The sequence below is a fragment of the Brevibacterium salitolerans genome, assembly GCF_039531405.1.
In the GTDB taxonomy this organism is placed as follows: Bacteria; Actinomycetota; Actinomycetes; order Actinomycetales; family Brevibacteriaceae; genus Brevibacterium; species Brevibacterium salitolerans.
Map to the genome: position 1 here is coordinate 77,319 of NZ_BAAAPZ010000001.1, position 21,849 is coordinate 99,167.

Consider the following 21,849-nt stretch of genomic DNA (forward strand, 5'->3'; position numbering starts at 1 on the left):
CTCCTCACTGGGTGTGAGGTGACGCCCCAACATCTCAGAATTGTTACATACTTTGGGCGTGTCTGAGTTGAAAATCCTCGGATGACCATAACTACACCGATGTAGTTCCGCATGCTGACGCGGGAGGAGCGCTCGGAAAAAGATCTGCCCGTTACCTCATCAGTTCACGGCGCAGGAGGAGGACACGCCGAGAACTGCTCCATTCGCTCGCGAGAATCGTACCGGCAGGGAGTCGGGAGCGCGAATCGTGCGAATTCGGCAGGGTGGAGAGAGGCACGCAGCCGCAGCCTCCGCAGCACGACCGTGACGGCCGGCGCACGCAGCCGGCCGACCGGCGGGGCACCTCTCCGGGCACCGCACAGATCAGGGCACCGAACAGATCTCCTCGTCGCCGCCATCCCCGGAGCCCCCGCCGTCCTCGGCACCGGCTGCGAGCGCGGTGGCGGGACCGGCCGTGAGCACGGCTCCGGGAGCCATGAGCAGGCTCCCCGCCGGAGCGGGGGCGGCCGCAGGCGTGGTCTCCTCCGCCGAGGCCTGCGACTTCTCCACGGTCTCCGCCACGAGGGCGCGCACCGAGTCGAAGTCCGGGTGCGTGGGGTTGACCTCGGGCGGGGTGAGATCGACGGAGGTGGTGCCGGCGGCGCGGGTCTTGAGCGCGAGATCCACGAAATCGTCCACCTGGACCTGCGGGATGTCCGTGGAGACCACCTCGGGGGCGGCCTTGGCGATGTCCTGGAACCGCAGCAGCACCGTCTGCGGGTTCAGCTGCCGGAGCATCGCGTCCTGGACGCAGCGCTGCCGCACCATGCGCTCGTAGTCGGAAGAGAACTCGCGGGAGCGGGCGAACCACAGGGCGTGATAGCCGTCGAGCTTCTGCTCCCCCGGCTCGATCCAGCCCTTCACGGGGCCGTGCTTGCCGGTCGCGGGATCCACCTTGCTGGAGATGGGCACGCGCTTCTGAGAGACCACTGTGATGCCGCCCATGGCGTCGATGAGATCCTCGAAGCCCTGCAGGTCGATCATCGCGTAGTACTGCGCCTCGAGGCCGGTGACTCCGGTGACGGCGTCCTTCATCGCCTGGACTCCGGCCGTCTCCGCGTCCGGGAAGGCGTCCGCATGCTCCTCGCCGGCCTGGTAGACGGCATTGAGCAGGCATTCGTCACCGCAGTCGAAGCCCTGCGGGTACTCACCGGCCAGCGGCGTGCCCTCCGGGAAGGGCACATTCTGCATATTGCGCGGCAGTCCCACCATCACGGCGGCGCCGGTCTTCGCGTCGATGCTCACGAGTGTGATGCTGTCCGGCCGGATGCCCTGCCTTCCCTTGCCGGCGTCGGAGCCCAGCAGGAGGATGTTGTACCGGCCGTCCACGGGCTTGGCGGCCTTGCCGGAGGCGAACAGCTCCGACATGAGGCCGCGCTGGCTGTTGACCATCACCCCGGCGCAGGCGGTGCCGCCGGTGACGAGGAGCACGGCGGCGAGCGCCGCGGCGAGGAACCGCGGACGGGCCCTGCGGCTGAGGGTGTGCAGCCGCACGAGTCTGACGGTGTCGAGCAGGCAGAGCAGCCAGTTGACGCCGCCCACCGCGACGACGAGCAGCACCACGGGCAGGAGGATCGGATTGGTCGCCAGGGAGAAGGCGAACTGCCGGCGCACCAGCACGAGGACGAGGGCCAGCAGCGCGCACACCCAGACCACGAGGGTGATGCCGAGCGCGATCCGCGAGCGGCGGGAGCGGAAGTACGACTGGACGCTCCCCGGGAGCAGGACGGTCGCCAGCAGCAGGACCCAGCCGCGCACGTCGCGGTGCGCGGCATCCAGCCGAGTGGGATTTCGCAGGGGGTCTGCGATCCGCAGGCGGTGTTCGGTCCGCTTCACTTCGCTCACGCTGGCTGCTCCGTCTGACTCGCACGGGGAAGGACACGGGAGACGCGCAGGTCCGCCCGCCCCACCACTGTGCCGCATGCCGCTGGGGATCCTGTGGAGGCGCGCGGGGAGAGCACTGTGCACTCCGCGCGGAGGTGCCGAGGCGGCGCTCGGCTGCCCGCGGGCGGGGGGCGGGGGAAGCGACCTGTCCGCACGCCCGTGTGGTCCGGTCGAACTCAGCCCCCGGCCGGCCGGGGGAAACCGGTGTTCCCCTCGCGCTGCGGGGCCGCCTGCCGCATGATGTCCTGCCACGTGCGGCCGGAGATCGTCGCACCGAAGATCTCGCCGCTGACGGCGCCCGCGCCCTCCGTGCGCCAGTCCCGCCCGCCGTCCGGGTCGCCGGTCCACACGTAGGTCGAGAGCGAGCGGGTGAAACCCGCGAGGGAGGTGGAGCCCACCTCGAAGTTCGTGGTGCCGGTCTTCGCAGCGGCGGGCACGCCGATCCCGAGGCCGCTGGTGGTGCCGCCGTCGAACGTCCGGCTCATGGCATAGGCGACGCCCTGCGCCGTCTGCGGGTCGAGCGCCTGCTCGCAGTCCGCCGAGGGCGTCTCGAGCTCCGTGCCGTCCGCGTCGGTGATGCCCTCGATGGGTGTGGGCCTGCAGTACTCACCGTCCGCGGCGAAGGCGGCGTAGGCGGAGGCCATGTCCAGCGGGGCCGCCTGCACCGTGCCCAGGATCGAGGCGGGGCTCAGCGCCGGGATGAAGCCGTCGCCGTCCGCCGTGTCGAGCGGGTCCCCGTTGCCGTAGGTGAGACCCAGGGAGTCCGCCGTGTCGAGGATGCCGCACATGTCGAGCCGCGAGCCCATCGCGGCGTACGCGGTGTTGACGGACTGCTGCGTGGCCTCGAGCGCGGACATGGACGGGCGCGCGTCGCTGTCGCCGGCGTTGCGAGGGTCCCACTCCCCGCCCATGGCGGGACAGTCGCCGTAGTGCCAGGCGTCGGCCGGGAAGGTGCGGCGCGAGGCGTCGACGGTCGTGTCGAGGCCGTTGCCCTCCTGCAGCCACTCCGCGAGCACGAACGGCTTCCAGGTGGGGCCCACCTGGAAGCCGGCGGTGCCTCCGACGTGGCTGCCGACGTTGTAGTTGAGCTGCGTCTCGGCCGTCGACTCCGCCTCCCCGGCGGTGTAGTCGCGGTTCTGCGCCATCGCGACGACGCGCCCGGTGCCCGGCTCCACCGTCACGGCGGTGTGCCCGGCGGCGGAGGGATCGTCGGCCGGCACCCGGCTGCGCACGGCCTCGTCCGCGATCTTCTGGATGTCCGGGTCGAGGGACGTGCGGATGGTGAGGCCGCCGCGCTGCAGCAGCTGCCGGCGCGCGTCCGCGTCCTCGCCGAAGGCTTCGTCGTTCTCGATGACCTGCTGCACGAAGTCGCAGAAGTACGCCTCTCCCCCGGCCGCGGCACAGCCGTTGGGGGTGGACTGGATGTCGAGGTCCAGATCGCTCTGCCGGGCCTGCTCGTGCTCCTCCTCGTCGATGAAGCCGTGCTCGTGCATGAGGGCGAGCACGGTGTTGCGGCGCTCGAGTGTGCGTTCGGGGTGCCGCTCCGGGTTGAAGGCGCTCGGATTCTGCACGATGCCGGCCAGCGTCGCCGCCTGCGCCGCATTCAGCTCGGAGGCGGACACGCCCCAGTACCGGTGTGCGGCCGCCTCCACCCCGTAGACGTTGGGCGAACCGGAGTAGTTGTTGATGTTGAGGTAGCGGTGGAGGATCTCGTCCTTGCTGTAGCGGTTCTCCACCGCGGCGGCGAGCTTGACCTCGCGCAGCTTGCGGGCGAGGCCCTCCGCCCCATCGGCGCGGGTGGCCTCCTCGTAGGCCTCGTCGTTCTCCTCCTGGGAGGCGTTCTGTGCGAGCACGTTCTTCACGTACTGCTGCGTGAGGGTGGAACCGCCCTGGGTGGAGTCGGAGACCAGGTTGTTCACGGCGGCACGCGCGATCCCCTGCAGGTCCACCCCGGCGTGGTCGTAGAAGCGGTAGTCCTCGACGGCGACGGTGGCGTCCTTCATCTCCTGCGAGATCTCGTCGAAGCCGACCTCCTCGCGGTTCTGCCAGTAGAAGGTCGCGATCTCCGAACCGTCCGCTGCGAGCATGCGCGACTGCTGCGCGAGAGGCCGCTCGTCGAGCTCCGCCGGAAGCGATTCGAACACCTCCGCTCCGGTGTCCGCGCCCACGGCGGCCAGGCCCACGCCGGGGATCGCGAGGCCGGCACCCACGAGGCCGGCGATGCAGCTGACCGCGACGAAGTGGAGCATGGCACCCGCTCGCGTGCCCGCGCCGGCGCGCAGGAGGCCACTGCCCCGGGAGCCGGGCGCGGCCCTTCCCGAGGCGCGGCCGGGGGTCCTCTGCTCGGAAGTCACCATGGCCGCGACGGTACCGAAGGACGGTGACACCCGCATCCAGCACACGCCGAGAGAACTCTCAAGGGATATTGCCGTCCGAGTGTCGCACGGGACAGCCGTGTGCGTGGCCGTTCCCCATCCGGCAGGCACTGCATCCGGCGGACCGGGCAGCGGCCAGCGCGACGGGAGGCCGGTTCTCCGAGCAGATCCCGCAGGGCCGCGAGACCGCCGGCGCATGCCTCGACGGCGCCTGCGCCGTAGAACGCAGCGCCTGTCTGAGCGTGCACCCTCTGTCCACCCGGACGGCAGCAGCTGCGAGAGCTGCGCCCCGGAGCCAGGGAAGCTCCGGGGCGGAGGGTGCCTCTCACCAGGCCATATGCTCAGGCCAGCAGCTTGCGGCCCATCACGAGGCGCTGCACCTGGTTCGTCCCTTCATAGATCTGCGTGATCTTGGCATCGCGCATCATGCGCTCCACCGGGTGGTCCTGCACATAGCCGGCACCGCCCAGCAGCTGCACGGCGTCCGTCGCGACCTCCATCGCGACGTCCGAGGCGTAGGCCTTCGCCGCCGCTCCGAAGTAGCCGAGGTCGGCGTCGCTGCGCTCGCTCTTGGCCGCCGCCGTGTAGGTGAGCTGGCGCGCCGCCTCGAGCTTCATGCCCATGTCCGCGACCATGAACTGGATCGCCTGGAAGTCCGCAATGGCCTTGCCGAACTGCCTGCGCTCCTTGATGTAGCCGATCGCGTAGTCGAGCGCGCCCTGGGCGATCCCCACGGCCTGCGCGGCGATCGTCACCCGCGTATGGTCGAGGGTGCGGAGAGCGATCTTGAGACCTTCGCCCTCCTCGCCCACGATCCTGTCACCCGGCAGGTACACATCCTCGAAGAAGAGTTCGCGCGTGGGGCTGCCCTTGATGCCGAGCTTGCGCTCCTTCTCCCCGAAGGTGAAGCCCTCGTCCGTCTTCTCCACCACGAAGGCGGTGATGTTGCGACCGCGCGGTCCCTCCGGATCCGTGACGGCCATGACGGTGTAGAAGTCGGAGACGCCCGCGTTGGTGATCCAGGTCTTCACGCCGTTGAGGCGCCAGCCGTCGCCGTCGCGCACCGCACGGGTCTTCATGGACGCGGTGTCGGAACCGGCCTCACGCTCGGAGAGTCCGTAGGAGAAGCCGTGCCCCTCCGCCAGCTGCGTCAGGTACTTCTGCTTGATCTCCTCACCGCCGCCCAGCTCCACCGGGAGGGAGCCCAGCTTGTTCACGGCCGGAATGAGCGAGGACGAGGCGCAGCCGCGCGCCACCTCCTCGATGACGATCGCGGTGGCGAGTGCGTCCGCACCCACTCCCCCGTACTGCTCCGGCACGTGGGGCGCGAAGAAGTCGGTGGCCAGCAGCGCGTCGTGCGCCTCCTGCGGATAGCGGGCCTCGGAGTCCACCTCCGCCGCGTGCGGGGCGACCTTCGCCTCGACCACCTCGCGGACGGCAGCACGCAGCTCTTCGTGCTCCTCGGTGGGGCGATAGAGATCGTTCATGGAGTTCTCCGTTCTGTCAGGCTCTCCTCTGAGAGACGGCTCTGCTCGTCAGACATGGGGTTTCGCTCGAGATCCGCTGGTGCCGAGATCCACACCACATCCTACTTCTCAGTAGGGTGTGGTCCTGCCGCGGCGTCCTGCGGCGGGATGGGTCCCCGCGGGCTCACTCCCCGCCGGCCAGCCGCTCCTGCAGCGCACGGCCCTTGGCGGCGGCCGTCTCGCGGAGCCCGTCGCGGTGGTCGTCGAGGGCCGCGGTGAGCGCGGCGGCGTCCTCGCCGCTGCCGGCGGCGAGGATGCGCACTGCGAGCAGACCGGCGTTGGCGGCCCCGCCCACGGAGACCGTCGCCACCGGCACTCCGGCAGGCATCTGCACGATCGAGAGCAGCGAGTCCATTCCGTCCAGGTACGTGAGCGGCACGGGCACCCCGATGACGGGGACCGAGGTGACGGAGGCGAGCATGCCCGGCAGGTGGGCCGCTCCCCCGGCACCGGCGATGATGACCTCGATGCCGCGGGCGGCCGCGGTCGCGCCCCACTCGATCATCTCGTGCGGCATGCGGTGGGCGGAGACGACCTCGGCGGTGAACTCGATGCCGAAGTCCCGCAGCTGCGCCGCCGCGGCCTCCATCGTGGGCCAGTCCGAGTCGGAGCCCATGACGATGCCCACGCGGGGACGAACCTCGGAGGCGCCCTGGTTCGGAGCTGCACCGTCCGGAGCCGTGCTCAGCAGGCCGGCTCCGGCGCTGCTGAGGCTCGCCGGGACGGGCAGGTCCGGATGCGGATCCGTGTCGACGCCCGCGATGAAGTCCGCGGCGTGGCGGGCACGGGCCACGATGTCCTCCGGCCTGCCGGCGCCGGTGAGGTTGACGTGCCCCAGCTTGCGGCCGGGCCGCACCTCCTTGCCGTACATGTGGACCTTGACCTCCGGGTCGTGCGCGAGCACGTGGAGGTAGGCGCCGTAGAGGTCGCTGTGCTCGGCCCCGAGCACATTCACCATCGCGGTGACGGGGAACTGTGCGGCGGGATCGCCCAGCGGGAGGTCGAGAACGGCGCGGAGGTGCTGTTCGAACTGGCTGGTCCGGGAACCGTCCTGCGTCCAGTGCCCGGTGTTGTGCGGGCGCATGGCGAGCTCGTTGACGAGGTAGCCGTCCGCGGTCTCGAACATCTCCATCGCCATGACGCCGGTGACGCCCAGCCGCGCGGCCAGTTCGATGACGTCGCGCTGGATCCGCGCCGAGACCTCGGCGTCCAGGCCCGGCGCAGGTGCCACGGCCTCCTTGCAGACGCCGTTCTCCTGGTAGGTGGCCACGACCGGCCACACAGCCGTCTGGCCCATGGGCGAGCGGGCCACCATGACGGCGAGTTCGCGGGAGAAGTCCACCCTCTCCTCCGCGAGCAGGGTGCCCGAGGCGGTCTCGAACCAGTCCGCGGCCTCGGCGGGGTCGGAGATGACGCGCACGCCGTGGCCGTCGTAGCCGCCGCGCGGCGTCTTGAGGATCAGCGGCAGGCCGATCCGCTCCGCGGCCGTCCGCAGCTCCTCGACGCTGCCCACCTCAGCCCACGCGGGGTTGGGCAGGCCGAGCTCGTCCATCCTGCGCCGCATGACGATCTTGTCCTGCGCGTGGATGAGGGCGTCCGGGGTGGGGTGCACGCTGTGGCCGGCGGCCTCGAGCGCCCGCAGATGCTCCGGCGGCACGTGTTCGTGGTCGAAGGTGAGGACGTCCACGGACTCCGCGAACGCGCGGAGCGTGTCGAAGTCCCGGTAGTCGCCCACCGTCACCTGTGAGGAGACCTGGGCCGCAGAGGAGCCCGGGGCCTCGGAGAGGACATGGAAGGAGACGCCGAGCGCCTCAGCTGCTGGCGCCATCATCCTGGCGAGCTGTCCGCCGCCCACGACGCCGATCTTGGGGAAAGTCACAGGCGCCAGTCTATGCAACTGCCTCCCCCGCCGCGCCAGGCGCTCGCAGGACGGCGCCGCCTCGGCGCGGAAGCCCCGCTCCGGCCGCTCGGAACCGCTCGCCTGACGTGGACGGCGGGGCCGCCCGCTGCCGCCTGCACGCGATGCTCAGCCGCGCTCGCTATCGTGACGGGCATGGGAGCTGGCAGGGAGATCCGCCGTCTGGGCAAGTTCTCCGCTGTGGGCGGGGTGGCCTTCGTCGTGGACATCGCGCTGTTCAACGCGCTGCGCATCGAGGCACTGGGCATCGGCCCGATCTGGGCGAAGGTGGCCTCCGTCGCCGCCGCGACGCTCGTCGCCTGGCTGGGCTCGCGGTACTGGACCTTCAAGGACGGGAAGACCAACTCCCCCGCGCTCGAGGCGGTGGGCTTCTTCGCCGTCAACGGCGCCGGCCTGCTCCTCGCGGTCGCCTGCCTGTGGTTCTCCAACCACGTGCTCGGGCTGACCTCCGCGCTGGCGGACAACGTCTCCGGCAACATCGTGGGAGCGGCCCTGGGCAATGTCTTCCGCTACAGCATGTACCGCTTCGTCCTCTACCGCCCGCGCGGCGAACACCGCCCGCCGCGGCGGCAGCGGGTGGATCTCGAGGAGGGCGGGCGCCTCGACGAGACCGGTGCCAGCACCGACGGCGCGGAGGCCGGCTCCGGGCGAGGCTAACCGCGGTGCCGCGGCGGACGGTCCGCCGCCCCGAGGCGACCTCACACCGTCAGCAGCGGGATCTCCAGCTCCTCGGCGGTCACTCCGCCGTGGTGGCCCAGCAGGGACAGCGCGGAGGCGGAGTCGCTGAGCGAGTCCACGATCCCGAACCCCTCACCCGCGATGACGAGGAGATCGCCCACCCGCGGCAGGTTCTCCGGCCGCACCGTGTGCACGGGACCGAACAGGCCGGCCCGCACGGCTTCCTCACGCGTGAGGACCGTCGCCTTCCCGGCCACGCGCTCGCGCAGACCCGCGGCGGCCTCGGCGACGGCGCCCGGGCGGGCATAGAGGTGCGCGGCCCGCGGCTCCCCGCCCACGGCGCGCAGGAGCCCGCGCAGGTCAGGATGCTCTGCGAGGTCGAGGCGGCCCTCGTGGGGCACGTCGACCATGCCGTGGTCCGCGGTGATGAGCAGGGTCGAATCCGCGGGCAGGCTGTTCGCAAGCACCTTCAGCTGCTCGTCGACGTGCTCGAGCTGCTCCAGCCACTCCCAGGAGTCCACGCCGCGGCCGTGGCCGGTCTTGTCCAGCGCTCCCCAGTACAGGTAGACGACCCGTGAGCCCGGCCGCTTCGCCTCCTCCACGGCGTGCCGCACGCGCTCGTCCAGCGACTGCGAGCCCCGGAACCGCGCCCCGCGCATGGAGCCGGTGTTGAGACCGCGGCCGGCGAACTTGGGCTCGCCCAGGTTGACGGCCTCCACACCGCCTGCGGTGAGCCGGTCGAAGAGCGTGTCGTCCGGGACCCAGGCGCGGCCGTCCACGTGCTCGGAGCCCGTGAGCTGGTTGAAGACCTCGTCGCGCTCCGGGTCCAGCAGGCGGTAGCCCATGACGCCGTGCGCTCCCGGCAGCAGGCCCGTGCCCAGGGAGGACAGGGAGTTGGCCGTGGTGGAGGGGAAGCCCGCGCTCAGCAGCTGCTCGTCCCGTAGCAGCGAGCGGAGGAACGGCGCGTGCGCCGCGCGTCTGCGCAGCAGCAGGGAGCCCATGCCGTCCACCAGCACCACCACCGCGGTCCGGGCCGCGGCCTGCGGTGCGATGCGCCGGGCCCGGGCGATCGCCTCGGCGTCGAGGATCTGCTCCGCGCCCACGGCCAGCGCCGCCGCCGGGATCACGTCGGAGAGCAGGGGGCCGGAGTAGTCCGGGCCCCGCACCAGCGCCTCGGCCGCGCCCTCCTCCGCACCGGAGGCCGCCGCCCCCGAGGCCGCTCCCACCGCCCCGGCCGCCGGTCCGGCCGGCACCGCGCCGCCCATGCTCAGACCAGCCCGCGGCGCGCCCGGAAGGCGGCCCGGCGCAGATCGACCGCGAAGGACTCCGCGCGCTCCACGACCTCCGGCCCCTCCGCCTGGGCGGAGATGCGCAGGTTGAGGTCCTCGGACAGCAGGCTCCCCCCGTACCCGTGGTCGGCATCGCACTGCGGGTCGGCACAGGACTCCGGGAAGGCGTCGATCCGCGCGTTCTGCCCCCAGCCCAGGGTGAGGGAGACCTCCACCGGGGGCTGCCCGGGGCTGAACCCCGCCGGCTTCTCGTAGGTGCGCCCGATCAGCACGGTGCGCACGTCGGTGAGCTCGACGGCCTCCGAGGAGGTCATGCCGCGGGGAGGCTCCCCCGGCGGCGCGGGCTGGGGATCGTCGTCGACGTGGGCGATGAGCAGACGCGTGGGCGTGAGCGCGAAGGCCGTGACGTGGCGGTGGATCGAATCGAGGTCCACATGCGTGTCGATGTGGACGAGATGGCTGATGATCTCCTCGTCGAACAGGCTCTCGAGGAGCATGGTCCCCGCCAGCTGCGGATAGTAGCCGGCAGCCTGCAGGTCCTTGACGAGTGCATGGGGAACGGACATGCGACCAGCATAGACTTCCACCATGAAGAGCTATCCCGCCCAGTGGGAGGCCGACGTCGTCCTCCGCGACGGGGGCACCGCACATCTGCGCCCCATCGTGCCCGAGGACGCCGACGCCCTCCAGCGCTTCCACAAGGCCCAGTCGCCCGAGTCCGTCTACCTGCGCTTCTTCGCGCCCATGCCGGAGCTCCCGCCCCGCGAGCTCCAGCGCTTCGTCACCGTCGACTACTCCGACCGCGTGGCGTTCATCCTGCTCGTGGGAGAGGAGATCATCGGGGTGGGCCGCTACGACCGGCTGGACGCGGTCTCCGCCGAGGTCGCGTTCAACATCGCGGACGCCCACCAGGGCCGCGGGATCGGCTCGATCCTGCTCGAGCACCTCGCCGCCGCCGCGCTGGAGAACGGCATCACCGTCTTCACCGCCGAGGTCCTGCCGCAGAACCGCTCCATGCTCCAGGTCTTCGCCGCCGCCGGCTACGCGGTCTCGCGCGAGTTCGACGACGGGGTCGTCGCCGTCCGCTTCGAGATCGACCCCACCGACAAATCGATGCAGGTGACAGCGGCACGAGAGCACCGTGCGGAGTCGCTGAGCGTCCGCCAGATCCTCCACCCCCGCTCCGTCGTGGTGATCGGCGCCTCCCGCAAGCGGCACTCCACCGGCAATCTGCTGGTGCGCAACCTCTCCTCCGCAGGGTTCACGGGCACACTCACCATCGTCCACCCGGAGGCGGACTCGATCGCCGGACTGCCGACCGTGCGCAGCCTCGAAGAGCTCACGGAACCGGCGGACCTCGCGGTCATCGCCGTGCCCGCCGAGGCCGTCTCCGGGGTGGTGCGCGACTGCGCCGCCCACGGGGTCAGGGCCGTCGTGGTCGTCTCCTCCGGCTTCGCGGAGACCGGCGAGGAGGGCCGTGAGCTGCAGCGCGAGGTCGTCGCCACCGCCCGCATGCACGGGATGCGCCTGGTGGGCCCCAACAGCTTCGGCATCGCGAACACCGCTGCGGACGTCGCCCTCAACGCCTCCCTCTCCCCCTTCTTCCCGGAGGCCGGCACGCTGGGCCTGTTCAGCCAGTCGGGGGCGCTGGGCACGGCGCTGCTGGCGCGGGCCACCCAGCTGGGGCTCGGCATCTCGACCTTCGTCTCCGCCGGCAACCGCGCGGACCTCTCCGGCAACGACGTCCTCCAGTACTGGGAGGAGGATCCCGCGACCTCGGCCGTGGGCCTCTACCTCGAGTCGATCGGCAATCCCCGCAAGTTCTCGCGCATCGCCCGCCGCGTCTCCCGGGTGAAGCCCGTCGTCGTGGTCAAGAGCGACCTGACCGGGCAGGAGCTGCCGCCGGGCCACCAGGTGCGGCTCTCCGGGCTCGAGGAGAGGGCCTCGAGCGCCCTCGACGAGATCTTCACCCAGGCGGGCGTCATCCGCGCCGATTCCACCCGGCAGCTCTTCGACGTGGCCCAGGTCCTCACCTCCCAGCCCCTGCCTGCCGGCCGGCGCCTGGGGATCGTGGGGAATTCCGCGGCCGTCGCGACGCTGCTGGCGCAGGGCGCCCGGGCGGAGGGCCTCGACGTGTCCGTCCCCCCGGTCTCCCTCCACCCGGAGGTCCAGGCCGACGAGTTCGCCCAGGCGCTCGCGGAGATGTTCGACCGCGACGACGTCGACTCCGTGATCGTGAGCTTCACCCCGTCCGCAGGGGCCTCGGAGTCCGAGATCGCCGCCGCGCTCTCGGAGCTCGCCGCCACGTCGGAGAAGACGACGGTCGCGTGCTTCTCCGGCGTGCAGGGCGTGCGCGAGGAGCTCACGGCCTTCGTCGCGGACGCGGAGGGCGGGCGGGCCTCGCGCTCGGTGCCCAGCTACTTCGGCCCGGAGGAGGCGGTCTGGTCGCTGGCCCGCACCGTCGACTACGCGATGTGGCGGGCGGAGGACCACGGCCGCTACCCGGAGCTGGAGGGCATCGACAGGAGGAGGGCGCGCACCGTGGTCGCCGAGGCGCTCGAGGCCGCGGACGACGGTCCCGTCCTGCTGGGACCGGCGGAGACGCGCGAGCTCATCTCCGCCTACGGGCTCTCCGCGCTGCCGCTGGTGACCACCGCGACGGTCGACGAGGCGCTCGAGGCAGCGGACCGGCTGGGCTACCCCGTCGCCATCAAGGCCGTCAACAAGCGGCTGCGGCACCGGATGGAGCTCGGCGGCGTGCGGCTGAACATCGAGACCCCGGAGGAGCTGCGGGACGACTACCAGCAGGTGCAGGAACTCGTGGGCGAGTACGCGGAGCCGGGCGGTCCCCGCGGCATCGACGTCCAGCAGATGGCGCCCCCGGGCATCCCCTGCGTCATCCGTGCCGGCGAGGACCCGTTGCTGGGGCCCATCGTCTCGTTCTCCCTCGCCGGTGACACGACGGAGCTCGTGGGCGACATCGCCCACCGCGTCGCACCGCTCACGGATGTGGACGCCGCCTCCATGATCCGCTCCGTGAAGTCCGCTCCCCGCCTGTTCGGCTACAAGGGGCTGCCGGTGGCGAACGTCGCGCCGCTCGAGGACCTGCTGCTGCGCGTGTCCGCACTGGTGGACGACGTTCCCTCCATCGCGGATCTGGAGATCCACCCCGTGGTCGCCACGCCCGCGGACGCGCACCTGCTCAGTGTCCGCGTGGTCCTGCGGCAGTCCCACGACCGGATCGACTCCGGCCGCCGCCGGCTGGCCTGAACCGCCCCGGGCTCGGGCGGATGCGGACGCCGCCCCGCCCGAGCCCGTGCCCCGCCCGGCGGAGACCCCCCGGATCCTCTGCACGGGAGGCCTCGTGCTCCGGCGGGGTGTGCTCCTACAGTGGAGGGATGAAGGCCGCACAGCACACGGAGCCCCTCTCCTTCCACGCCGAGGGACCGGTGTGGTGGCCTGACGACGGTTCGGCGCTCGCGAACTCCCTGCGGTGGGTCGACCTCACCCGCGGACGGGTGCTGACCCTCACCGCCGCGGGCGTCTCGCACGCGGACGTCGGCGGCCCCGTCGCCGCCTTCCTCCGACCGCGCGCAGGCGGCGGAGCGGCCGTCGTGACGGAGCACGGCCTCAGCCTGTCCCGTGACCCGGCACTGAGCGATCTGCGCCCGGCGCTGTCCGTGCTGGACGACCCGGGCGTGCGCTTCAACGAAGGCGGCGCCTCTCCCACCGGCTCACTGCTCTGCGGTTCCATGCGCTACGACCAGGCGCACGGCGGCGCGGTGCTGCTGGAGGTCACCCCGGAGCTGGAGGTGCGGACCGTCCGCCGCGGCCTCACGGTCTCCAACGGCATCGACTGGAGCCCGGACGGCACCCTCGCCTACCACAACGACACACCGGCCCGGCGCACCACCGTCTCCCCCTGGGACCCGGAGACCGGCCTCGGCGAACCGCGCACGCTCTTCGCACTGGACGAACGGGACGGCGCCATCGGGCCGGACGGGCTCTGCGTCGACTCCGAGGGCAGGGTGTGGACCGCGATCTACGGCGGCTCCCGCGTGGAGTGCCGCGAGCCCTCCGGACGCCTCGCCGAGGTGGTGGAGCTGCCGGTGACGAACGTCACGGCCTGCGCCTTCGGCGGGGAGCGGCTGGACGAGCTCTTCATCACGACCACCCGCGAGAACGTGCCCGCGGGGTCCCAGCCGCAGGCGGGGGCGGTCTTCACCGTGAAGCCCGGTGCCGTCGGCCGGCCCGTCAGACCGTTCGCGGGATGAGCCCGCGCACCGGACGAGGAGGAACCGTCATGAAGGCGATCACCGCAGAGCCCGGCCGCGCCGGCTCCGTGCGCGTCGAGGAGATCGACGCGCCGGAGCCCGCCGGCGGAGAGCTGCTCGTGGAGGGCCTCGCGCTCGGGATCTGCGGCACGGACCGCGAGCTGCTCTCAGGGGTGTACGGCTCGGCTCCGACCGGGCGGAGTCGCCTGGTGATCGGCCACGAGTCGCTCGGCCGCGTGCTCTCCGCGCCGCCGGGCTCCGGCTTCCGGGCCGGCGAGCACGTGGTGGGCGTCGTCCGGCGCCCGGACCCGGAGCCGTGCGGGGCCTGTGCGCACGGTGAGTTCGACATGTGCCGCAACGGCCGCTACCGGGAGCGCGGCATCAAGGAGCTCGACGGCTTCGGTGCGCAGCGATGGACCGTGGAACCGGAGTTCGCCGTCCGCGTCGACGCGGCCCTCGGGCTCAGCGGTGCACTGCTGGAGCCGGCCTCCGTGGTGGCGAAGGCATGGGACCAGCTCGACCGGGTGGGAGCCCGCGCCTGGTACCGCCCGGCCGTCGCGGTGGTGACGGGTGCGGGGCCGATCGGTCTGCTGGCCGCGCTCATGGGCAGACAGCGGGGGCTGGAGGTCCATGTGGTCGATCGTGTGGAGGACGGTGGGAAGCCCGCGCTCGTCGGAGCGCTCGGCGCCGAGTACCACGCGGAGGATCCCGGCGCGGTGCTCGCGGAGACGGAGGCGGACATCGTGCTCGAGACCACCGGTGCCGGCCCGGTGATCAGCGCCGTGCTCGGCAGGGACCGCCCGTACTCCCTCACCGCGCTGGTGGGGCTGGGGGACGGCGCCCGCTCCGAGGCGCTGGACCTCGCGGCCCTCGGCACGCGGATGGTCCTCAGCAATGCCGTGGTGCTGGGCTCCGTCAACGCCAATGTCCGCCACTGGACCACGGCGGCCGAGGCGCTCGCCCGGGCGGACGGGGAATGGCTGGCCTCGCTGGTCACCCGGAGGGTCCCGCTCACGGAGCTGGACACCGCCTTCGAACATCGTCCCGAGGACATCAAGGTCCTCATCGACCTGCAGAGCTGAGCCCCCAGGTCAGGCAACACTGCGCTCACTTAGCCTTGCCTGACCTGTCCTCGCGGAGTACCGTGGAAGCACACGCGAGGTCTGAGGAGGACACAGTGAGCACTCTGCTGACGGACGGCATCCCGGGAACCACGGGTGCAGGCCGCTTCGCGGAGCTCTCCCCCGCCGTCCCCCGTCCGGCGTTCCGCACGCCCCACGAGGCGATGCGGGAGTCCGCACGCACCGCCACCTATCGCTTCACGCCCCGCGCCCGCGTGCTCACCGTGGTCGGCGCCGCGCAGCTCTCCGCGAATCTCAAGCGGGTGCGGTTCCGTGCCGACGACGACTTCGCCGAGTTCCCGTTCATCAGCCCGGACGACCACCTCAAGCTCATCTTCGACACGGACGCCGCCGGAGAGCCGGTGCTGCCGGAGTTCTCCGGCGGACAGTGGTCGCCCCGCGGGACGGTCCACCGCGACTTCACCGTGCGCTGGTTCGACCCGCAGGCGCGCACCCTCGACATCGACTTCGTCCTGGGCACCCACGGTGTCGCCGCGCACTGGGCGGCCGAGGCCGCTCCCGGTGACCGGCTCGGCGCACTGGGCCCGCGCGGTGCGTACCTCGTCAAGGACGACGTCTACGACTGGTACCTGCTCGCCGCCGACGAATCCGCGCTGCCCGCCCTGGCCCGCTGGGTCGAGTCCCTTCCCGAGGGCACCCCGGTCACGGCCTACGTCGAGGTCCAGGACGCGGCTTCGCACATCGACCTGCCCACCCGCGCGGATCTCACCGTCCACTGGCTGCACCGCGGCGATGCCGCTCCCGGCACCACGACGATGCTCGCCGACGCCGTCATGCGGCACACGCTCCCGGACCGCAGCGGCTATGTCTGGGCCGCCGGAGAGGCACTGAGCGTGAAGTCGCTGCGCTGCCACCTCATGTTCCGCGAGGGCCTGCCGCGCGACAGCTGGAGCGTGGACGGCTACTGGCGCCGCGGCCGCGCCGACTACGAACGCCTCGAGCCCATCCCCTGCGCGCGCTGCGAGGCCGAGGCCGCGCGCTGAGGCTCGGCACGCTGCGGATCTGCTCTCACACGGCTCGGTCCTCTCGAACCGGTGCTCCGCCCTCGGTATGCGGGGCTCGTTCCCGGATCAGCGATCCTCAGCGGTGAGTCCGGCGCGCACCGCCAGCAGCGCGAGTTCGGTCCGGTCCCTGGCTCCGAGCTTCGTGAGGATCCTGCTCACATAGGTCCGCGCCGTCGCCGGGCTGAGGAACAGCCTCTGTGCGATCTCCGCGTTCGTCTCCCCGTACCCGAGCCGTGCCAGCACCTCGCGCTCCCGCTCCGTGAGCTGGTGCAGGGCTGCTGTCACGGAAGCAGCAGGAGGGGCCGAACCCGCCCCGGCGGCCCCCGGACCTGCGGCCACGTGGTCCAGCACCGTCCGGGCCACGCGCGGAGAGAGCAGGCTGCCGCCGGCCGCAGTGCTGCGCACTGCCTCCCGCAGCGCCTCCGCCCGCGTGTCCTTGAGCAGATAGCCCGCCGCCCCCGCACGCACCGCGTCGAGGACGTCCGCGTCGTCGTCGAAGGTGGTGAGCACGAGCACGCGGGTGCCTTCCAGCGCCGCGTCCCCGCGGATGCGGCGCATGGCCTCGATCCCGTCCATGACCGGCATGCGGAGGTCCATGAGGACCACATCGGGCGCGTGGGCGGCCACTGCGCGGAGAGCCTGTGCACCGTCGGCGGCCTCCGCCACCACCTCGATGTCCTCCGTGCTCTCCAGGAGGGCGCGCAGACCGGCGCGTACGAGGTCCTGGTCGTCGACCAGGAGCACGGTGATCACGTGTGCTCCTCCTCTCCCCCGTCCGCACCGAGCGGCAGCCGCGCCTCGACGACGAACCCCCGGGCGAGCGGATCCCTCTGACTGCGGGCTGCGTCGCCGGGACCTGCACCGTCGGGGCTTGCACCATCGGGGCTTGCACTGTCAGGGCCTGCGCCATCGGGACTTGCGTCGTCGGGGCCTGCGCGGTCGGCGTCCGCGAGCGCCCGGGGACCGGCCTCCAAACAGCCTCCCAGCGCCTCAGCTCGCTCGCGCATGCCGAGGAGGCCGAGGCCGCCGAGACCGTCCTCAGCCGCGCGCCGAGGCACGCCGTCCCGCGGTTCGGGGCGGTCCGCGAGCGATTCGCGCCGAGGCGGGCCCGGATCCGCGATCACCAGGTGCAGTCGCTCGGCGCCCTCCGGCGCAGCTCCGCTCCGCGTCTCGGTGGCGCCTCCGTCTCCGGCCTCGGTCCTGCTCCCGGTCCCAGCCTCGATCCCGGTCTCGGTCTCGGCCTCGGTCTCGGTCCCGCTCCCGGACCCGAGGGTGATCGTGACTCGCGCCCGCGTGGCGAGTGAGTGCCGGACGACATTGGTGAGGGCCTCCTGGACGATCCGCACGGCCGCAGCCTCGACCGGCGCGGGCAGACGAACGGCACCGGTGCGCAGCGCGCGGTCCATCGTCACGTGCGTCTCCACGGGCAGGGCGGCAAACAGGGACTCGAGGCCGGCGAGCGAGCGCGGCGAGCGCACCGCACCCTGACCGTCCTCGCTCCGCCGCAGCGCACGGACGGTCCGGTGCAGCTCCACGGACATGGCGTCGACGGTCTCCCGGATGACGGCGAGCGCGGAGCGCGCCGCGGACGCATCGGCCGCCTCGGCGGCGACCTCGGTGTGCAGGGACAGCACCGCGAGGCGGTGGCCCAGCGAATCGTGCAGGTCCCGGGCAATCGCGGTGCGCTCGGCGGCGAGCGCGGCCTGGGCCTCGCGGCACTCCTTCTCCCGCACCGCGCGCACGAGCTGTGCCGTGCGCTCCTGCAGCTCACGCCGCAGCCGCATGCTCGTGCCCAGGGCGATCGCAGCCGCCATGAGACCCAGGTGGCCCACCAGCTCGTAGCCGATGATCCGGGTGAGATCCTGTCCCTGCAGCGTCCTGGCACCGTAGCTCACGGTGAGCAGGAGGGCCGAGGCCAGCAGTGGCCAGCGCAGGCGGCGGAACTCCGCAGCGGTGAGCAGCGCGCCGGCCGCCGGCACGCTCAGGCCCACCGCGGGATAGCCGGCCGTGTAGTAGCCGAAGAGCGCGGCCACCGTGATCCAGAGGACGAGCAGCGGATACCGGCGGCGGACAAGCATGAGGCAGCCCAGGCCCAGCGCCCAGAGGTAGGCCAGGGCGTCCGGGGCACGGTCTCCCGCCTGATCGGCCGTGATGAGCCAGGAGACGGAGCCCCACACCAGCACGGCGAGGACGAGGTCGAACACCCGCGCACGCGGGCCGTTCCCTCGTTCCGGGCTGCCTCTCGACGTCATGACCTCAGTGTAGGAACGGCGGCGGCGCCGCACAGTCGCTCCGAGGCGACAGCTGCCGGGCGCGAGCTGTCGCTTCCGGACGGATGTGGGAGGGGCGTCCCGGTTCCTAGCGTGGAGGCATGACCTTCTCAGAACGCAGCACGATCAGCTCTCAGCCCGCACCCGGCGACCCACACTCCGCAGCCGCCGGCCCACGAGGAGGGGGACTCGTCCTCCTCGTCCTCGGCCTGGCGCTCCTGGGCGCACCCCGTGTGATCCTCCATGACCTGCACATCCTCGAGGAGGGCACAGCGCTGAATGCGCTCTTCGTGTACGTCCCCGTCCTCGTGTGGGTGGCCGCAGTGCTCTTCCTCCGCATCCGGAGGCCGTTCCTCACGCTGCTCCTGGTGGGTGCGGTCTACGGCGTCCTCCTCGCCGTCATCCACCAGATCTTCTGGACGACGGCCTTTCCCGCCGGCGCTCCGCGGCTGGGCGGGAATCTCACGGAACTCGCCCCTGCGGCGCAGAACCTCATCCTCCGCGGCTTCGCGGTGCTCTCCAGTCTGGTCACCGGCACGCTCGTGGGTGCGGTGTGCGGACTCGTCGCCGCAGGTCTGAGCGCACTGCTCGCTCGTGCGCGGACGCGCGGGGTGCGGGGCACCTGAACGGCCGCCCCTCCGCTCCCCCTGCCCCATGCACCTGGTGCCCTGCACCTCCCACCTCGCACCGAGAATCCCACGGAGACCCGTCATGACCGCAGTTCCTCCCGCCCCGCGCCCAGCGGACGGCAGCACACCTCGGCTCCCCTCGACCAGCCTCGTCTGGGCCCTGGTCCTCGGTGCCTTCGCACTCAGCCGCCCGCTGCTGAAGATCACCGGCGTCGTCGGGGAGGCGGGCCCGGTCCCCTCCGCGGCCGGCTCCCTGGGTGCCACCGTCGCCATCACCCTCGTGTGGGTGTTCGTGGTGGGGCTGAGCCGGATCCCGCGGCCGTTCCTCACGCTCCTCCTGGCCGGACTCGCCTACGGTGTGCTCGCGATCCTGCTCTCCGGGGTTCTCTCCCCTCTGCTCCTCGGACGTCTCGAAGGTCCTCTCGCCCACCCTGTCGCGATCCCGATGGTGCTGGTGACCAATCTCGTCTGGGGTGCACTCGCAGGCGGCCTCGCCCTCGGCCTGCGCCGGCTCCGGCGCGTGTGAGCACCGGCTGGTCTCCGTCACCGCCTCTCCGCATACCGAACCCTCTCCGCGCTGCGCGCTCTCGCCACCGACGAGGCTTCTCACTCCAGCGGCAGCTTGCTAGCATTGAAAGCAAATGAGGAGGGCGATATGGCGACGCTGACGATCAGAGGCCTGCCGGAGGAGACGAGGCGTGCGCTCAAGCGCATGGCCGCAGAGCACAACCGCTCGATGGAAGCTGAGGCGCGGACGATTCTCGAAGCCGCTGCGGCGCCGCGGGTCGATTTCATCGCGGAGTGGCTCCGCGGAGCCGTCGAGGTGCGCGGCGAGTTCGAACTGCCGACTCGCTCCGCTCCCAGAGATATCTCACTGTCATGATCGTTTTGGACACGAATGTCCTCTCGGAGCCGCTGAAGCCCCACCCCTCTCCCGCGGTGCTCACGTGGATGCAGAAGCACTCCCTGGAATCCGCGCTCACCACCATCAGCATCGCAGAGCTTCTCTACGGCGTTCGACGGCTCCCTGACGGCGCACGCAGAACACGGTTGCACGAGCAGGTCGAAACACTGATCGAGGGGGCGGGCGCACGTCAGCTTCCCTTCGACGAGGCGGCAGCCCGGCAGTACGCACAGGTCCGCGCTGCCGGCAGAGCCGCAGGACGAACGATGAGTGCCGAGGACCTGATGATCGCCGCCATCTGCCTCGCCCGGGACTGCGCACTGGCAACTCGGAACGCCCGCGACTTCGAGGGCACCGGTGTGCGCATCGTGAATCCCTGGGAGGACGAGTCCGCGGGTCCATAGACCGTCACACCCGACCGTGCAGCACCTGAACGAACAGAGCACTCCGGTCCTCACCGTCCGCGTCCGGCGGACAGCCCCGCACCCGCCGCGAGCAGCGCCACCGCGCAGATCACCGCCGGCAGGTCGGCCGCACCGGCGAGGAGCGCGAGGGTCACGCCGGCGATCCCGCAGAGCACCGCGAGCGCGGTCCTCGCCGCAAGGCGAGCGCCCGGCGCCGCCGCTCGTCCCGCCTGCGCGCGCCGGCTCCCGCGCTCGATTCCCGCGAGCAGGAGCGCTGCCGGGACGACGAGGGCGCAGACCGCCGCCAGCCACGGCAGACGGGTCGCCCACCAGGCCGCAGTGTGCGGGTCCGGCAACGGCATTCCCGTCACCCAGAGCACGGCCACGAGCAGCAGGACCACAGGCATGTGCCACAGGTACACCGTCATTGCGTGTGCCCCGGCGGCCCGCACGGCTCTGGCCGGTCGAGGTCTGCGCATCCAGCGGTCGAGGGCCGGACGCGCGAGCTGGAGCAGGAAGAACTGCACGACGCCCAGGAGGGCGAGCGCAGCCGTGGGCGGGTTGAGGTTGACGAGCATGTCCGCCGGCCAGCCGCAGGAGACCAGAGCTGCGAGGCCGCCGGTGGCGAGGCCCGCCCCGGTCAGGAGCATCGCCGGCGTCCATCGACCGCCTGCGGAGCGCGGCGCGCATGCGCCGTCGTGCATGAGGAAGCCGATCTGCTGCATGAGCGGCCACACGAGCCCGAGGCCGAGATACCCGACCGGCAGGTCCGTGTGCATGCGGAGGAGGTCCGTGCCCAGCACCGCTGCGGCCAGGACTGCGAGGGTGAGAGCCCGGTGCCGCTCGTGGAGCCGGGCCATGACGGGGACGAGTGAGGTCACGCCCAGATAGACGGCGAGGAACCAGAGGGGCTGCGTGATCCTGCGGCCGGCCTCGGCGACGAGTTCGCCGTCCGCTCCTGCCGCGGAGGCACCGGCGAGCACGAGCCCGGATAGCCCGATCATGACAGCGGCGGGCAGGATGAGACGCATCGCCCGTACACGCACATAGTCCACAGCGCTGTCACCTCGGCCCTGCATCCGCCGCCACTGGTGCAGGCCGGCGAAACCGCCCGCGATGAAGAACAGCGGCATCACCTGGACCACCCAGCTCACGGGCACGAACCAGCCCTCACCGGCCATGGCTACGGAGGCGGTGAGGCCGCCGTCCGGCGCACGCCCTGCGCCCGCCATGAGAGCGTGGAGCATCACGACGACGAGCAGGGAGAGCGCCCGCACCGCGTCGATGCTCCCGTCGCGCTCCGCGATGCGCACGAGGACGGTCCGGTCTGCGCTGCGCGGGTGTGTGGGGACGACTGACATGGGCGCTCCTCGGATCGACTCCCAGGAACGTACGGAGGCGCACGCCGCCGGGGCATCACCCACAGGAGGGAACGGCGAACCACCCGGAGAGTGAGGCGGGCCTCGGGAACGCGTTCACCCGACCGGTGAGACGCCCACCGGAGGTCCGCGGC

Annotated in this window: 18 protein-coding genes; 9 read left to right on the forward strand and 9 right to left on the reverse strand. The window is 71.9% G+C overall.

The window, feature by feature from the left end; all coding sequences use genetic code 11:
• Positions 1 to 363: 363 nt before the first annotated feature.
• From ABD240_RS00340 to ABD240_RS00355, 4 genes are all read right to left on the reverse strand, one after another.
• Positions 364 to 1,884: an LCP family protein gene (locus tag ABD240_RS00340; RefSeq protein ID WP_344334309.1), complete on the reverse strand. Its 1,521-nt coding sequence runs from the start codon at positions 1,882 to 1,884 to the stop codon at positions 364 to 366.
• Between the two features lie 215 nt (positions 1,885 to 2,099).
• Positions 2,100 to 4,280, reverse strand: coding sequence for a transglycosylase domain-containing protein (locus ABD240_RS00345; protein ID WP_344334311.1), 2,181 nt, complete (start codon positions 4,278 to 4,280; stop codon positions 2,100 to 2,102).
• Between the two features lie 359 nt (positions 4,281 to 4,639).
• Entirely contained in the window at positions 4,640 to 5,785 is a 1,146-nt protein-coding gene (locus ABD240_RS00350; protein WP_291795038.1) for an acyl-CoA dehydrogenase family protein, read from the reverse strand.
• Between the two features lie 163 nt (positions 5,786 to 5,948).
• Positions 5,949 to 7,703, reverse strand: coding sequence for a 5-(carboxyamino)imidazole ribonucleotide synthase (locus ABD240_RS00355; RefSeq protein ID WP_344334313.1), 1,755 nt, complete (start codon positions 7,701 to 7,703; stop codon positions 5,949 to 5,951).
• Positions 7,704 to 7,877: 174 nt separating this feature from the next.
• On the opposite strand from ABD240_RS00355, the gene ABD240_RS00360 reads away from it, so the two are divergent.
• Complete coding sequence (locus ABD240_RS00360; RefSeq protein ID WP_344334315.1) at positions 7,878 to 8,399, forward strand: GtrA family protein; 522 nt, start codon at positions 7,878 to 7,880, stop codon at positions 8,397 to 8,399.
• A 41-nt stretch (positions 8,400 to 8,440) separates the two neighbouring features.
• Here ABD240_RS00360 and ABD240_RS00365 read toward each other — a convergent pair whose 3' ends face one another.
• Together ABD240_RS00365 and ABD240_RS00370 are read right to left on the reverse strand one after the other, a co-directional pair.
• Positions 8,441 to 9,673 (reverse strand): alkaline phosphatase family protein, encoded by a 1,233-nt coding sequence (locus ABD240_RS00365; RefSeq protein ID WP_344334317.1) that lies wholly within the window; start codon positions 9,671 to 9,673, stop codon positions 8,441 to 8,443.
• A gap of 14 nt (positions 9,674 to 9,687) precedes the next feature.
• Complete coding sequence (locus ABD240_RS00370; RefSeq protein ID WP_344334319.1) at positions 9,688 to 10,275, reverse strand: DUF5998 family protein; 588 nt, start codon at positions 10,273 to 10,275, stop codon at positions 9,688 to 9,690.
• Between the two features lie 22 nt (positions 10,276 to 10,297).
• Between ABD240_RS00370 and ABD240_RS00375 the strand changes: the two genes are divergently transcribed.
• From ABD240_RS00375 to ABD240_RS00390, 4 genes are all read left to right on the forward strand, one after another.
• The gene (locus ABD240_RS00375) at positions 10,298 to 12,979 is read left to right on the forward strand and encodes a GNAT family N-acetyltransferase (RefSeq protein WP_291795098.1); all 2,682 of its coding nucleotides are present in this window, start codon (positions 10,298 to 10,300) and stop codon (positions 12,977 to 12,979) included.
• A gap of 128 nt (positions 12,980 to 13,107) precedes the next feature.
• Positions 13,108 to 13,983 (forward strand): SMP-30/gluconolactonase/LRE family protein, encoded by an 876-nt coding sequence (locus tag ABD240_RS00380; protein WP_344334321.1) that lies wholly within the window; start codon positions 13,108 to 13,110, stop codon positions 13,981 to 13,983.
• Between the two features lie 29 nt (positions 13,984 to 14,012).
• Complete coding sequence (locus tag ABD240_RS00385) at positions 14,013 to 15,065, forward strand: glucose 1-dehydrogenase (RefSeq protein WP_344334322.1); 1,053 nt, start codon at positions 14,013 to 14,015, stop codon at positions 15,063 to 15,065.
• A gap of 95 nt (positions 15,066 to 15,160) precedes the next feature.
• Positions 15,161 to 16,108 carry a siderophore-interacting protein gene (locus tag ABD240_RS00390; RefSeq protein WP_344334323.1) on the forward strand — a complete coding sequence of 316 codons (948 nt, stop codon included), beginning with the start codon at positions 15,161 to 15,163 and terminating at the stop codon, positions 16,106 to 16,108.
• A gap of 87 nt (positions 16,109 to 16,195) precedes the next feature.
• Here ABD240_RS00390 and ABD240_RS00395 read toward each other — a convergent pair whose 3' ends face one another.
• Both ABD240_RS00395 and ABD240_RS00400 read right to left on the reverse strand, forming a co-directional pair.
• The gene (locus ABD240_RS00395; RefSeq protein WP_344334325.1) at positions 16,196 to 16,882 is read right to left on the reverse strand and encodes a response regulator; all 687 of its coding nucleotides are present in this window, start codon (positions 16,880 to 16,882) and stop codon (positions 16,196 to 16,198) included.
• Positions 16,879 to 18,381, reverse strand: a complete 1,503-nt coding sequence (locus tag ABD240_RS00400) for a histidine kinase (RefSeq protein WP_291794673.1) — start codon at positions 18,379 to 18,381, stop codon at positions 16,879 to 16,881. The genes ABD240_RS00395 and ABD240_RS00400 overlap by 4 nt, the downstream gene beginning before the upstream one ends.
• 119 nt (positions 18,382 to 18,500) lie before the next feature.
• Between ABD240_RS00400 and ABD240_RS00405 the strand changes: the two genes are divergently transcribed.
• The 4 genes from ABD240_RS00405 (at position 18,501) to ABD240_RS00420 (ending at position 20,336) form a co-directional block, all read left to right on the forward strand.
• On the forward strand, positions 18,501 to 19,025 hold the full coding sequence (locus ABD240_RS00405) for a hypothetical protein (RefSeq protein WP_291794674.1): 525 nt from the start codon (positions 18,501 to 18,503) through the stop codon (positions 19,023 to 19,025).
• Between the two features lie 85 nt (positions 19,026 to 19,110).
• On the forward strand, positions 19,111 to 19,554 hold the full coding sequence (locus ABD240_RS00410) for a hypothetical protein (RefSeq protein WP_291794675.1): 444 nt from the start codon (positions 19,111 to 19,113) through the stop codon (positions 19,552 to 19,554).
• 129 nt (positions 19,555 to 19,683) lie between these two features.
• A complete protein-coding gene (locus ABD240_RS00415; RefSeq protein WP_291794676.1) occupies positions 19,684 to 19,911 on the forward strand; it encodes a FitA-like ribbon-helix-helix domain-containing protein in 228 nt (75 codons plus the stop codon).
• The gene (locus ABD240_RS00420) at positions 19,908 to 20,336 is read left to right on the forward strand and encodes a type II toxin-antitoxin system VapC family toxin (protein WP_291794677.1); all 429 of its coding nucleotides are present in this window, start codon (positions 19,908 to 19,910) and stop codon (positions 20,334 to 20,336) included. The genes ABD240_RS00415 and ABD240_RS00420 overlap by 4 nt, the downstream gene beginning before the upstream one ends.
• A gap of 50 nt (positions 20,337 to 20,386) precedes the next feature.
• On the opposite strand, the gene ABD240_RS00425 is transcribed toward ABD240_RS00420, so the two are convergent.
• Positions 20,387 to 21,697, reverse strand: a complete 1,311-nt coding sequence (locus tag ABD240_RS00425; protein ID WP_344334328.1) for an acyltransferase family protein — start codon at positions 21,695 to 21,697, stop codon at positions 20,387 to 20,389.
• Positions 21,698 to 21,849 lie beyond the last annotated feature (152 nt).